The 14,542-nt window shown below is 69.1% G+C and carries 8 protein-coding genes and 1 tRNA gene; 5 read left to right on the forward strand and 4 right to left on the reverse strand.

What is annotated here, in order from left to right:
- Window positions 1-22: 22 nt before the first annotated feature.
- Window positions 23-823 (forward strand): TetR family transcriptional regulator, encoded by an 801-nt coding sequence (locus tag BLV31_RS17415; RefSeq protein ID WP_006554758.1) that lies wholly within the window; start codon window positions 23-25, stop codon window positions 821-823.
- A 10-nt stretch (window positions 824-833) separates the two neighbouring features.
- Here BLV31_RS17415 and acpS read toward each other — a convergent pair whose 3' ends face one another.
- Entirely contained in the window at window positions 834-1,241 is a 408-nt protein-coding gene (acpS, locus tag BLV31_RS17420; protein ID WP_006554757.1) for a holo-ACP synthase AcpS, read from the reverse strand.
- A gap of 14 nt (window positions 1,242-1,255) precedes the next feature.
- Window positions 1,256-10,567, reverse strand: coding sequence for a type I polyketide synthase (locus tag BLV31_RS17425; protein ID WP_072740506.1), 9,312 nt, complete (start codon window positions 10,565-10,567; stop codon window positions 1,256-1,258).
- 722 nt (window positions 10,568-11,289) lie between these two features.
- On the opposite strand from BLV31_RS17425, the gene BLV31_RS25935 reads away from it, so the two are divergent.
- The 4 genes from BLV31_RS25935 (at window position 11,290) to BLV31_RS17445 (ending at window position 12,421) form a co-directional block, all read left to right on the forward strand.
- On the forward strand, window positions 11,290-11,457 hold the full coding sequence (locus BLV31_RS25935) for an HNH endonuclease signature motif containing protein (RefSeq protein ID WP_307718227.1): 168 nt from the start codon (window positions 11,290-11,292) through the stop codon (window positions 11,455-11,457).
- 18 nt (window positions 11,458-11,475) lie between these two features.
- A tRNA-Leu gene (locus tag BLV31_RS17435) sits at window positions 11,476-11,561 on the forward strand.
- A 69-nt stretch (window positions 11,562-11,630) separates the two neighbouring features.
- The gene (locus tag BLV31_RS17440; protein ID WP_024100522.1) at window positions 11,631-12,047 is read left to right on the forward strand and encodes a hypothetical protein; all 417 of its coding nucleotides are present in this window, start codon (window positions 11,631-11,633) and stop codon (window positions 12,045-12,047) included.
- Entirely contained in the window at window positions 12,044-12,421 is a 378-nt protein-coding gene (locus tag BLV31_RS17445) for a DUF3817 domain-containing protein (RefSeq protein WP_006554752.1), read from the forward strand. The genes BLV31_RS17440 and BLV31_RS17445 overlap by 4 nt, the downstream gene beginning before the upstream one ends.
- Window positions 12,422-12,497: 76 nt before the next feature.
- On the opposite strand, the gene BLV31_RS17450 is transcribed toward BLV31_RS17445, so the two are convergent.
- On the reverse strand, window positions 12,498-12,938 hold the full coding sequence (locus tag BLV31_RS17450) for a response regulator (RefSeq protein WP_006554751.1): 441 nt from the start codon (window positions 12,936-12,938) through the stop codon (window positions 12,498-12,500).
- Window positions 12,935-14,500, reverse strand: a complete 1,566-nt coding sequence (locus BLV31_RS17455) for a sensor histidine kinase (protein WP_033096429.1) — start codon at window positions 14,498-14,500, stop codon at window positions 12,935-12,937. Before BLV31_RS17455 ends, BLV31_RS17450 begins: the two co-directional genes overlap by 4 nt.
- Between the last annotated feature and the right edge of the window lie 42 nt (window positions 14,501-14,542).

The following is a 14,542-nucleotide window of genomic DNA, read 5'->3' on the forward strand; positions in this document are numbered from 1 at the left end:
GACGTCCGGCTAGCCTGGGCGCGTGGAGTCAGCAACGAACGGCCGCCGCGCCCCGCGCCGGATCGATCCGGCGCTCGAGGTTCAGGCCGAGCCCCAGGAGCTCGTGCCGCGTCGGCGGCCCACCCAGGAACGGAGCCGCCGCAAGTTCGACGCCCTGTTGGCCGCCTCGCGTGAACTGCTCACCGAGGTCGGCTTCGAGTCGTTCACCTGTGAGGAGGTCGCGTCCCGCGCCGACGTCCCCATCGGCACGCTCTACCAGTTCTTCGCCAACAAGTACGTGATCGTGTGCGAGCTCAACCGGCAGGACCTCGTCGGCGTCCAGAGCGAACTCGCCCAGTTCAACGGCAAGATCCCGTCCGTCGACTGGTTGCGCTTCCTCAACAGCTTCGTCGACCACCTCGCCGGACTGTGGACCACCGATCCGTCCCGCCGCGAGGTGTGGCTCGCGATGCAGTCCACCCCGTCCACCCGGGCCACCGGCGCCATCCACGAACGCGAGTTCGCCGAGCAGGTCGCGCGGATGCTGGCACCGCTCACCCCGGACACCCCGCGACCGCGCCGGAAGCTCATGGCCGAAGTGCTCGTCCACATCGTGTACTCGATGCTCAACTTCTCGGTGCAGGACGACCAGACCCACGCCGACGCCGTCGTCGAACTCAAGCGCATCATGGTCGCCTACCTGCAGATCGCCGAACAGGACTCACGCGCTCAGGCCAAGCGACGCCAACGCCGCGAGGAACGCGAGGAATCCGCACGCGGACAGGCCGGCCGGCAGGACACCGAAACGGATCAGGCCGAGGAAGCCAGCGCCCCCTCGGCCTGAGTCCCCACATCTACGTACGCCGGCCGTCGACCTCATCGAGGACGACGAACGCGCCGGCCATGTCACCGTCGTGGGTCAACGACACATGGATCCGGACGCCGGTCAGCTTCTCGGCGACCTGCCGGTGCAGCCGGATGCTCGGGCGACCCCACGCGTCCGAGACCACTTCGATCTGCTGATGGATCGTCTCCGGTAGCACCGGTGGGCTGCCGAACAGCGACGCCGACCACGCCTTGATCACCGCCTCCTTCGCCGCCCACCGGGCGGCGAAGTGCCGGGCGGGATCGGAGCTGCGGGTGTTCGCGTCGCGACGCTCACCCGGTGTGAAGTTCGCCAGCATCGTCGTTCCCGTCCGACCCAGCTGTTCCGCGAACTCCGGCACCGACACGAGGTCGAACCCGACACCCGCAACTCCCATCCCGAGACCCGTGCCTACTTGCAGCCGGGCAGACCGGAGCGGTACACGTCGTCCTCACCGAGGCGAGCCTCCGGCGAGAGCAGCATGTCCGCCTCGAGCTGACGCGTGGCCGAAGCCGGCACGTGATCGTCACCGAGACGACGATCCGCGGGCCGCTGGTAGAGCGACGCTCCACCGGTCATCGCGTCCACCAGGCGACGCTTGCCGGCGACGGTGCGCTCGGCCGCCTTCGCCAGGTAGACCTCCCGGCGCTCCGCCGGGATCGCCTCGACGAACGCCTGCGGATGGACCACCGCGATCAGACCCGACACGTGCCCGAAGCCGAGGCTCGTGAGCAGACCCGCCTTGAGCGGGAGCTGCTCGCCGAACCGGATCGGCGTGCGCGGCCACACCAGGTGCTCGAACTCCGCCATCTTCTCGTCGACACAGTCGAGGCTGCGGTTCGGCGGAACCACACCCTGCGCGAGGACCTGGCACAGGCCGATCAGCTGGAAGGCGGCGGCGCCACCCTTGGCGTGACCGGTCAGCGACTTCTGCGAGACCACGAACATCGGGTTGCCCTCGCTGCGGCCCAGCGCACCGGCCAGACGCTCGTGCAGCTCGGCCTCGTTCGGGTCGTTCGCGGCGGTCGAGGTGTCGTGCTTGGAGATCACCGCGATGTCGTCGGCCGTGAGACCGAGCTTGCGCAGTTCCTTCGCGAGACCCGACTCGCGTCCACCGCGACCCGCACCGAGCGCACCGATGCCGGGCGCCGGGATCGAGGTGTGCACACCGTCGGCGAACGATCCGGCCCAGGCGACCACACCGAGCACCGGCAGGCCCATCTCGAGCGCGACATCGCCGCGGGCGAGCAGGATCGTGCCGCCACCGGCCGACTCGACGAATCCACCGCGACGACGGTCGTTGGCGCGGGAGAAGCGACGATCGCTGATGCCCTTGGCCTGCATGTCCTCCGACTTGGCGGTCGCGGACATGTCACCGAAGCCGACGATGCCCTCGATACCGAGATCGTCGAAACCACCGGCGACGACCAGATCGGCCTTGCCGAGCTTGATCTTGTCCACGCCCTCCTCGACGGAGACCGCAGCCGTGGCGCACGCCGCGACCGGGTGCACCATCGCGCCGTAGCCGCCGACGTACGACTGGACGACGTGCGCGGCGATGACGTTCGGCAGGGCCTCCTGCAGGATGTCGTTCGCCCGCGACTCGCCGAGCAGCGTGTCGATGTACAGCGACCGCATCGAGGACATGCCACCCATGCCGGTGCCCTGCGTGTTGGCGACCATCGACGGGTGTACCCAGCGCAGCAGCTCGGACGGGGTGAAGCCACCGGTGAGGAAGGCATCGACCGTGGTGACGATGTTCCACAGACCCACCCGGTCCACCGAGTCCGCCATGTCGGCGGGGATGCCCCACTTGGTGACGTCGAAGCCGGTCGGGATCTGGCCACCGACCGTGCGGGTCAGCTTCGCCTTGCGCGGCACGCGGATCTCGGTGCCTGCCTTGCGGGTGACCGTCCAGTCGCCCGACTCGGCGTCGACCGACGCGACCGTGTTCTCCGGATCGGAGTCGACAAACGCGCGGGCCTCGGCCTCGGAACCGACGACGAAGGACAGGTCCTTGTCGAGGAAGACCGAGGTCAGCAGCGGAGCCGTGTTGTCGATCATCGCACCGTCGTCGCCGTAGCGGCGGATGCCGCAACGCTCGACCACCGCGTCGTGGTAGCGGTCGGCAATCTCCGCCTCGGGCACCAGCTCACCGGTCTCGGTGTCGTAGAAGCCCGGCTTGGGATCGTTCTCCCAGCCGATCAGGCCCGTGACCCACGCCAGCTCGAGCACACCGGCGGCCGACAGTTCCTCGTCGACCTCCATCTCGAAGCGGGTGCGAGCGGAGCCGTAGGGGCCGAGCTCGCCGGCACCGACGATGACGACCGTGTCGGCGAGGTCGGCGGTGACCGTGCCCCACTCGGGGGTCGGCAGCTCCTCGGCGCGCGGAGGCTCGGGCAGCGCCGCGATGGTCGCGGTGCCGTCCTCGTCGGCCTCGACGGCGTCGGCCGCCTCCTGCGCCTGCTTCGCGAGCGCCGGCAGGTCGACGTCCACCTCGGACAGTCCACCGGTCAGGTCCGCGACGAGCGGAGCCTCGGCAGCGAGACGCGTGGCCTCCGGTCCGACCAGCTTCAGCAGCTCGTCGGCCATCTCGTCCGTCGACCAGGTGCGGACACCGGCAGCCTCGACAGCCTCGACCAGCGGGTCGTTGCCGCCCATCAGGCCCGTGCCGCGCACCCAGCCGATGAGGGCGTGGGCGAGGGTGACGCGCTCGGCCCAGGTGCGCTCGGCGCTCCAGCGGTTGATGACCGCGTCGAGTGCGGCCTTGGCCTCACCGTAGGCACCGTCGCCACCGAACTTGCCGCGGTTCGGCGAACCGGGCAGCACGACGTGCAGGTGGGTGTCGACGTCGCGGTCGTACCCGATCTTCGACAGTCCGGCGATCAGTCGCTCGACCGACCACAGCAGCACCCGCATCTCCATCTCGGCCCGCGCACCGGCGTCGGCGAGCGAGCCCGCCACGCGCGGCGCGGCGAACGGGAAGAGCAGCGTCGGGGTGAGCGCGTCCTTGATGAGCTTCTTCGCACCACCCGCGACCTCCACGGTCTCGGTGCCGATCCACTCGATCAGGGCGTCGACGTCGCTGTAGGACGCCATGTTCGCGGGAACCACCCACAGCGCGGCGCCGGCACGAGCGTTGCGTGCGTACAGCTCCTTGTAGAAGCCCAGGCGGCTGTCGTTCAGCGAGGACGTGGTGACGACGACCGTCGCACCGCCGGCGAGCAGCTTCGCGGCGACGGCTGCGCCGATACCGCCCTTGCTGGCGCCGGTGACCACGGCGACCTCGTCCGCGTACTCGGCACCCTCGGTGACGACGGCGGTCTCGGCGATCGCCGCGTAGGTCTGCGCGAGCTCCGTACGGCCGGCCTCGGTGGCCTTGCGGCCCCAGAACTCGGCGTGCGCAGCCACGGTCCGACCCGCACCGATGAAGCGTTCGACGTCGAAGCTGTTCGAATCCCCCGTCGCTCCGCTCGCCCCTTCCCCGAGCCAGACGCGGGCCAGGTCCTCACGGGCGGTGGCCCAGCGGTCGTCGATCAGGACGGCCTTGCGCTCGTCGAAGGCCGGAGCGACCAGACGCGGCCAGTCGGAGCCGAGCTCCGCGGAGACCAGGTCGACGAGTTCGTCGTCGGCCTTGTCGGCCAGGCCCGAGACCTGCTCGGTGTGGCCGAGCTGCTCGAGCACGAGACGTGCGGCACTGGCGAGAACCCCGTCGCGGCCGGTGATCTGCTCGGCGAACTCGCCGAGGGCAGCGGCGTCGACCGTCGCTCCCCCGCCGCCACCGGCGGACGGCATCGACACGGCGATTCCGCGACGCGAGGCCACCGACTGCACGGCGGCGTCGATCAGCTTGTCGACCGAAGCGGCATCCGCGAGGGCACCATCGGTCAGGCCCCCCAGGTCGCCGCCGCGGACGGACGAACCGTCGCGGCTGCCGAGAGCAGCTTCGGCGATGACGTGCGACGCCCAGCCCTCACCCAGACCCCACACCTTGGCGACGCGGTCGGCGACGTAGGCGGGACGCTTGCCCGACGGACCGAACACCTTGCGCAGGTGATCGTTGATCGAGTCCGACAGCACCGGGCCGAAGGGGCGGTAGGTGCGGGCGAGACGGTCGACCGTGCCGGCGAGGGCACCCATGTCGGCGTCGGCGGCACCGTCGATCGCGCCGAGCGAGAGCTCGGAACCGAGGTCGACGAGCAGCTGGTTGCGACGCGAGGACACGCCGTCGCACAGCGCCTCGATCGTGTCGGCGGGGCCGATCTGATCCGGGCGCAGCTTCGTCCACAGGGCGATGAGCACCTTGGTGGCGTCGGCGGCCTTGAACGCGATGTCGTCCGGGGTCGGGCCACCGGCCGGCGCAGCGGGAGCCGCGGCGGGTGTCGGGGCCGCAGCAGCGGCGGGAGCGGACTCGGCAGCCGGTGCAACCGGCTCGTCGTCCTCGACCGGAGCGGGATCGGTGTCGGTCGAGTACACGATCGACGCCTCGCGCTCGATGTTGAGCACCTCGACGGGCTGACCGAAACGACCGGGCAGCTTCAGCGTCTGCGACGCGAGGTTCGCGACGGTGGGCGCGCCACCGAGGCCTACCTCGACGAACCGCTCGACACCGAGACCACCGTCGGTCTCGTCGGCGAACAGCAGGTCCTGCGTCTCGATCCAGCGCACCGGCGACGCGAACTGCCATGCCAGCAACTCGGCGAGCACCACGCGGGTGAGCTCGACCGGCTTGGCCGACCAGCTGTCGAAATCCGCGAGGACGTCGGCGAGCGGCTGCGACGGCACCAGGTCGGCGATCTCCTGGATGAACTCGCGACCCAGGTTGAACGGCTTGGGCACGAGGTTCGGGATGTACCGGCCGATGAGGATGTTCGGGTCGATCTCCTGCGGCAGCAGGGCGAGCAGACGTTCACGGAAGTCGTCGACACCGCCGCGCAGCACGGTCGAGTGGAACGGCACATCGATGCCCGGGACGAGGATGAACGCGCGCTTGCCACCGAACTCGGCGACCTTGCGCTCGATCACGGACTCGAGGGCTTCGAGGCCGGCGACCGTACCGGCGATCGCGTACTGCGAACCGCGCAGGTTGAGGTTGACGATCTCCAGGAATTCCCCGGTCTCCTCGGCGACACCGGCGACGAAGGCTTGCAAATCCGCGTCGTCCACACCGAACTGCGACGGCCGGATCGCGGCCATGCGGTAGTTCGAGCGGCCGTGCTCGTCGCGCGGCACGAGAGCGTGCATCGCGGAGCCACGCTGGAAGACCACCTCGAGGACGGCCTCGAGCGGCAGCACACCGGCGACCGCGGCGAGCGCGTTGTACTCGCCCACCGAGTGACCGGCCAGGAAGGCGTCGTCGACGAACGCACCGGCCTCCTCGAGCTCAGCGATCTGCGCGACCCCGAGGGTCGCCATCGCGACCTGCGTGAACTGGGTCAGGTGCAGCACGCCGTCGGGGTGCTTGTGGGTGACACCGCGGGCCTTGAGGACCGTCGGGTTGTCGCGGACCACTGCCAGGATCGAGAAGCCGAGCGCCTCGCGGGTGTGCTTGTCGGCGCGCTCCCAGATCTCGCGGGCGGCCTTCGAGCGGGCACGGGCGTCGAGGCCCATGCCGGGACGCTGGATGCCCTGGCCCGGGAACGCGTAGACGGTCTTCGGCGCGGCGATACGGCCGGTCGCGACCATCACCAGATCACCGTCGACGCGGCAGCCGACCTCGACGACCTCGGCACCACCGTCGGTGGCGATGCGGTCGACGCGCACGTCGATCTTCGCGCCCGGACGGACCATGCCCAGGAAGCGAGTGGTCCATGCCGTCAGGCGACGGACCGGCAGCTTCGCGTCCTGCTCGATCGCGGTGACGACCTGCTGGGCCGCAGCCGACAGCCACATGCCGTGGACGATCGGGCTTCCGAGACCAGCGAGCAGCGCGGCGTTGTCGGAGGTGTGGATCGGGTTGTGGTCGCCGGAGACCTTCGCGAAGGCGCTCATGTCGGTCGGCGCGACGATCACGGCATCGCGGCGGCGACGACGCGGCGTGTCGGTGACGGCCTCGGTGAGAGCGCCACCGGCGCGAACCGGATCGGCGAGATCGGCGGTGCCGGTGCGGCCGCGGATCGCGAACCGCTCGGCCAGGGTGGCGACCACCCGGTCGCCCGAGCCGTCACCGCTGTCGGCGGTGATGACCACGTCGACCTCGACGACGCGACCCAGGTCGGTGTCGGAGACACCGGTGACCTCGGCCTTGACGCCCAGGAAGGCGGGATCGGTCGGCAGACCGTTCTTGACGTCGATCGCGTGGTCCAGGTGGACCAGGTCGAGCATGCCCTCGATGACCGACAGGTCGGTCTCGGTGCGGGCGGCGCCCAGCGCGGCGAAGACGGCCGGCCAGCAGGCACCCACGAGCACATCGGGCACACCATTGCCGCTCGGCGTCAGGGTGGCGGGCAGGCCCGAACCGGTGACACCGGCGTGGTCGGCGATCTTCTCCGGCAGCCAGCCGAGAGTGATACGGGCAGCGCCCTTCCTGACCTCGGGCAGTTCCTGACCGGCGGCGACACCGAGCAGAGCGGACATCGACGCATCGGCGTCGGCCTCGGTGACGACAGGCGCGCCACCGGAGACGACCGAGGCGGGCACGGTCAGGCGGATCTCGACGGCCTTGTCGCGCACCAGCGGAACCCGCAGGCCGACGTGCTCGTCGTCGAGGATCGTCAGGGTCGCACCCGTCGGGGCGTGCGAAGCAGCGGTCTCCGACTCGACGGTCCACTCGTCCAGATCACCGAGACGGTGGATCGGGTTGCGGGTCTGGCGACCCGCCCACGAGACGTCCGGCGAGGACAGCACGGCGTCGAGCAGACCCGGCGCGATGTCGCGGTGACGACGCGCGGCGAGCTCCACCGGCTCCGCGCCCTCGGCGACGAGCTCGTCGGCCGTGGCCTTCTCGAAACGGTCGAGGAGTTCACCGACCGGCTCGTCGACACGGGTGATGCCGGCTACGGCGACGGTGCCGGGGATCACGCACACCTGGTCGGCGGAGTAACGCGGATCGTGGGCCTGCCACAGCGAATCCGAACGCCACCAGCGACGCACGTCCTGGTCGACGACCGGAACGAAGTTGACGGGCTTGCCGGGGGTGCGGCACAGCGACACGAAGAACGGCACGTCGGCGGGATGCAGCACGACGTCACCCGCGTCGGGATACTGCGCGAGCAGCGACTTGATCGCGGCGTACGGGCGCTCGAGCACCGCGTCGTCGTCGAACAACGTCGGGATCGGGCCCCGGCAGACGGGATGCAGGCGGGCCTCGGCGCGCTGCAGCATGTCGCGGAAACGCTCACGCCACGACACGTCCAGCCACGGGCTGGTGTGCGCCTCGGCGAGGACGTCCGCCAGATCGGTGCCGCAGTCGAACTCGGCACCGTTGTCCGCGCCGACCGCCAGCTCGAGGTAGCGCTCGAGCCACTGCAGGTAGGTCATGGTGTCGAGGTCGCCGAAGTACGGCTTCGCCGTTCCGTTCAGCGCATCGACGATCTCGGCTCGGCGCGCGGCCACGGCGTCGGCATCACCGGCGACCTCGTCGAGGAGGCGGCCCGTGCGCGAAGCGGCGTTGTCGATCTCGTGGATGTCGGCGCCGAGCTGGCTGCGACCGGAGGCCATACCGCCGGTCGCGGTGCCGGCGGCAACCCAGTCGGGAGTGCCGGGGGTGTCGACGAGCAGCTGCTTGACCTCGGGAGCCGTGGTGGCCTCGAGGGTCGCCATCGCGGCGGTACCGACGAGGATGCCGTCGAGCGGCATCGCCGGGAAACCGTAGACGGTCGACCAGCGACCGGTCAGGTACTCGGCAGCCTTCTCCGGCGTGCCGATCCCACCGCCGACGCACAGCACCAAGTTCGGGCGCGTGCGCAGCTCGGCGTAGGTGTCGAGGAGCAGATCGTCGAGGTCCTCCCACGAATGGTGACCACCGGCGCGGCCGCCCTCGATGTGGGCGATGACCGGATAGTCCGGGACCTCGTTGGCGATACGGATCACCGAACGGATCTGCGCCACCGTGCCCGGCTTGAAGGCGACGTGCTCGATGCCGGCCTCACGCAGGTCGGAGATGATCTGCACGGCCTCGTCGAGCTCCGGGATACCGGCGGTGACGACGACACCGTCGAAGGGCGCACCGGCCGCGCGGGCCTTGGGTACGAGGCGCTTGCCGCCCACGTGCAGCTTCCACAGGTAGGGGTCCAGGAACATCGAGTTGAACTGGACGGCGCGGCCCGGCTCGAGCAGCTCGGTGAGCTCGGCGACGTGGTCGGCGAAGATCTGCTCGGTGACCTGACCGCCACCGGCGAGCTCGGCCCAGTGACCGGCGTTCGCGGCCGCGGCGACGATCTTCGGATCGACGGTCGTGGGGGTCATGCCTGCGAGCAGGATCGGCGAGCGGCCCGTCAGGCGGGTGAAGGCCGTCTCGACGGCGATGCGGCCGTCGGGCAGCGCGACCGGCTTCGGAGCGAACTCCGACCAGGCACGCGGAACCTCGGGCTCGGCGCCCGGGGTGAGGAGATTGCGCTGACCGCCGCGGGTCGCGGCGGCGATGATGCCGACGCCCTGACCGCGCAGGCCCGAGCTGGTCATGCGGGTGAGGAGCTCGCCCGGACCGAGGTCGAGGATCCACGAGGCACCGGACGCGACGGCGGAGTCGACCTGCTCGACCCAGTCGATCGGGGCGACGAGGATGGCCTGCGCCAGGCTGCGCGCGAGCTCGGAGTCGAGCTCGCAGCGGGCGGCCCAGTCGGCGACCTGCTCCACGGCATCCGCGAAGGCGGGGTGATGGAAGCCGACCTCGGCCGCGACGGGCTCGAAGGTCGGGGAGAACACGGCGCCACCGCGCTTCTTGGCCTCGCGCTCACGGATCTCCGCGGCGGAGATCTGCTCGCAGCGTTGCTGCACGCGCTCGAGAGCGGCGGGCGGGCCCGACAGCACGACGCGACGACGGGCGTTGCGGATCGCGACGACGGCGCTGCGCTCGGGGTCCTGGCCCTCGAAGACCTCGGCGACGATCGCGCGCAGGCGCTCGGGGTCGACGTTGGCGACGGCGAGCATCGGGTACTTGCCGGCGCCGGAGATCAGGCCGCGGCGGCGACCGACGAGGGTCGCGGCGGCACCGATGAGCTGGGCGATCGCGAGGATTTCGGCGTCCTTGCGGCCGGCGGCGGCGACGGACTCGACGGCGAGGACGCCCTGCGAGTGGCCGATAACCGCGCTCGGTGCGACGGAGTCGACGTCGAGGCCCTGGTTCGCGAGCGCGCGCAGCGCGGCGACCTGGGTGAGGAAGACGCCGGGCAGCGACACGGCGGCAGAGGTGAGAGCTGCTTCGGAGGGGCCGGCGGGCGCGTCGTCCTCGTCGGCGAGTTCGGCCTCGAGGATCCACGCGACGGGGTCGAAGCCCGTCGGGCGGACCACGACGAGGTCGCCCGCGACCGGGGCGAGGTGCGCGGTGGCGCGGTTGACCAGGTCGGTGAGGACCGGTTCGAGTCCGTTGTCGCGGCTGAGCTCCTCGAGCGAGGTGAGCCAGGGAGCGCCCTGGCCGCCGAAGGCGAGCGCGTAGGGCTCACCCGCGAGGAGCTTGTCGACCAGGGCACGGGCCGGAGCGGCTGCCGTGGACCGATCGGTGGTGCGTCGTGATGCCTTCGAGTTCCGTCCGTTGTCGCCTGGTGTGGTCTCGTCGATCGTCACGCGTGTGGTTCCTCTCCTGAACACCCCGGCGTCGAGGCTTCGTGTGTCAGCGCTGCGCGCCGGTGTGCTGCTGGACTAGTGGTCCGCTGTTCGGGCACGCCCAGGTTCGCACAAAATCATGAGGGGTTCCTCATGTTTTGTTTCCCGCAGTTTGCCCGGCACCTCTCCCACCAGTGATTTCGCTCACATGCTTCCTCGAAGGTAACTGGTCGGTAACCCGAATCGCTCCTGGCTGCGTCGATGCGTGGACGTCCACGAACCCGAGGAATCCCTCACGTTTTTCGTTATCAAATCGTTACCTATTGACGGGCGTCGCGGATCGTGCATCGCAAGATCGAAAACGTGTCGGCGCCCGCGGTTAGCCTTCGGCCGGATCGAACAGACATTCGATGGGGGCAGGGATGAAGTACACACGGGAAATACTCGAAGAGGCTGTAGCGGAGTCTGTCAGCGTGGCGGGGGTGCTGCGATATCTCGGGATACAAGCAACCGGGGGCGCGCATGCGCACATCAGTCGCCGGATACGAAAGTTCGGCATCGACACGTCCCACTTCACCGGGCAGGCACACCAGAAAGGCCGACCTCCGCGCAACCGGCTCGCCTGGACCGAAGTCCTCACCCTCAAGCCGGTCGGATCCAATCGACAGTCCCCGAAACGGTTGCGTCGCGCACTCGTCGAGTCGGGACGTCCCCACAAGTGCGAGGGATGCGGGATCGAGCCGATGTGGCGTGGGGAACCGATAACCTTCCACGTCGATCATATTGATGGAAACTCGCACGATTCCCGGCCGGAAAACGTCCGATTCCTGTGTCCGAACTGCCACAGTCAGACGCCCACCTGGGCAGGACGAAACGTGCAGGCCCGGATCGCCCACGAGCGACTGCGATGACGTATTCTGCGGAGGTCCGCGCGAGTGGCGTAATAGGCAGCCGCGCTGCGTTTAGATCGCAGTGTCCATAGGACGTGGGGGTTCGAGTCCCCCCTCGCGCACCACGTGACCTCACCCACGGTGCACCGACCGGTCTTGGCAGGTCGGTGCACCGTTCGGGTACCGTCGAGGGCGTGTCCGAGCATCGCCCTCCCCGCCGGTTGGCCCTGATCATCCTGGTCCTGGTGGCCGCGGCCGGATGCCTCGGCCTCGGTTACTGGCAGTGGGTCCGGTTCGAAGCGGTCGGCGGCACCTACCAGAATCTCGGCTACGCCCTCCAGTGGCCGGCCTTCGCCTTCTTCTGCGTCTACGCCTACCGGCGCTTCGTCCGCCTCGAGGCCGAGGAGCAGGAAGCCGAGAGCACCGGCGGACGACGCCCCTCCGAGCCGGACGAGCCCACCGAGATTCCCGAGGATCTTCTTCCCACCCGTCCGCGCACGCTCGCTGAGGCACGCGAGCAGGAGGCCGCGGATCCCGACGCACAACAGATCAACGAGTACAACGAGTACCTCGCGCAGCTCGCGCGCAGGTCCGATAGGAGCGCTCAGTGAGCACGACCCCCGAGCAGGCGTCCGGCCAGGCCACCACGCCGCGCGTCGTCAGTGAGGCCGACCGCAAGAAGATCCGGTCGGCTCTGCTGCGTTACCGCGTGCTCGCCTACGCGACCGGTATCTGGCTGCTGATCCTCACCGGTGAGATGGTCGCCAAGTACATCATCGGTGTCGAGAACGTGCCGGCCTGGATCGCGATCGTGCACGGCTGGGTGTACGCGGTGTACCTGGTCCTCACCTTCGACCTGTCGATCAAGGTGCGCTGGCCGATCGCCCGGACGGTGTGGACGCTCCTGGCGGGCACCATCCCGTTCCTGTCCTTCTTCGTCGAGCACAAGCGCACCCAGCAGGTGAAGGCCGACTTCGGCGTCTGAGCCGGTAACCTCCACGAACACGAATCGGGCGGATCCTCTCGAAGGATCCGCCCGATTTCGTTGCGAACGAGCGCGCTCAGCGTCGCGGCAGGCGCACCACCTGCACGAAGAACTCGTCGATCTGGCGCACCGCGTGGATGAACTGATCGAGGTCGACCGGCTTCGTCACGTACGCGTTGGCGTGCAGCTTGTAGCTGCGGAGGATGTCCTCTTCCGCTGCCGAGGTCGTGAGGACGACGACGGGGATGTCGGTGAGGTCGGTGTCGGACTTGACCTGCTCGAGGACCTGCCGTCCGTCGTACTTGGGCAGGTTCAGGTCGAGGAGGATCAGGTCGGGCCGAGGGGCGCTCTCGTACTCTCCGCGCCGGTAGAGGAAGTCGAGTGCCTCCTCGCCGTCGCGGACCACGTGAAGGGTGTTTCCGATCTTGTTGTCCTCGAACGCTTCGCGCGTCATCAATTCGTCGCCGGGGTCGTCCTCGACGAGGAGGACGTCGATCGGCCGCCCGGAAACGCTCATGCAGATGCCCCTTTCAGAGCGACTTCGGTTGCAGACATGTCGTCGCCTGCCTTGGGAATCGTAAAGCAGAATCGACTGCCTTCCCGATACTGCGGGTCGAGCCAGATCTCTCCACCGTGGTATTCGACGATCTTGCGGCAGATGGCCAGGCCGATGCCGGTGCCGGTGTAGACGTCCCGGCCGTGCAGCCTCTGGAAGATCACGAAGACCTTGTCGGCGAACTCTTCGGCGATACCGATTCCGTTGTCCTGCACGGAAAATCGCCAGAACTCGTCGTCCCCGTCGACGATCTCCTCGCAGTCGACCCGGATCTCCACGGGCCTGTCCTCGTGGCGGAATTTGATCGCGTTGCCGATCAGGTTCTGCCACAACATGATCATCAGTGTGGGATCGCCCACGATCGTCGGCAGGGACTCGGGCCGGGTGATCTCCGCCCCGGATTCCTCGACCGCCTGGGAGATGTTCGTCAGAGCCGCGTCGAGGGTCACATCCAGTTCGGTGCGGACGTGCGCGTCGCTGACGCGTCCGACGCGGGAGAAGGTCAGCAGGTCGTTGATGAGCACCTGCATACGCTTCGCGCCGTCGACCGCGAAGGCGATGTACTGGGTGCCGCGTTCGTCGAGCTTGTCGCCGTAACGCTTCTCGAGTAGCTGACAGAAGGACGCGACCTTGCGCAGCGGCTCCTGCAGGTCGTGGGAGGCGACGTAGGCGAACTGTTCGAGTTCGGAGTTCGAGCGCCGCAGTTCCGTCGTCTGGTTCTCGAGTTGCTCCTCACGCTCGTGCGCGACCTGCAGTTCGCGCACGATCCGCTCGCGCATGTCCTCGACGTCGCGACCCAGCGCATAGATGTCGGCGGGGCCCTGCGGCTCGATCTCGCGCTCGAAGTTCTGGCCCGCGACGACGCTGCGCGATGCCTGTCGCAGACGCTGGATCGGACGGACCATGATCATCTGGAGCAGGACTGCCAGGCCCACGCCGGCGAGCAGGAAAACCACGACCATGCCGGCAAGGATGCGGTCGCGCGTGGTGCGGGTGTCCTCGAGAGTCGCGATGCCGTCCTCTCGGGCCTGCGTGAGATCGGCGTTCTGGACCTCGAACGCTGCCCGGATCCGGTCGAAGGCGTCCCGGCCGGCCGCGACGACGGCCGGGTCGACGAACTGCGGCTCCCCCGGTACGACCGTGGAGATGAGAGGTTCGGCATACACGCGTCGCCATTCCGCCGCGTGCGCTTCGATCGCTTCGAGGTCCGCCATGAGCGTCTCCTCGTCGCCGACGAGAGCTCGCAACTCGGCGGCCGCGGCCTCCTCGTCACGTCTCCCCTCTTCGTAAGGCATGAGAAAATCCGGATCGGCGGCGAGGATGTAGCCCCGCGCGCCCGTCTCCTGGTTGATCAGCGCCGATTGCAACCGGTACGCCTCGACGCGGGCGGGCTGGATCCGGTCGCGCACGTAGTTGGAGTATTCGGTCGTCTCACGGAGGAAGTGGCTGCCGACCACGGTGCCGACGACCACCAACACACCCATCACGCCGAGTACGAGCAGGAACCATGCCTGGACCGTCATCCTGCGAGAGGGAGGGCGACGCACGTCCCCCGTCTCCGCCGT

The sequence above is a fragment of the Rhodococcus pyridinivorans genome, from assembly GCF_900105195.1.
In the GTDB taxonomy this organism is placed as follows: domain Bacteria; phylum Actinomycetota; class Actinomycetes; order Mycobacteriales; family Mycobacteriaceae; genus Rhodococcus; species Rhodococcus pyridinivorans.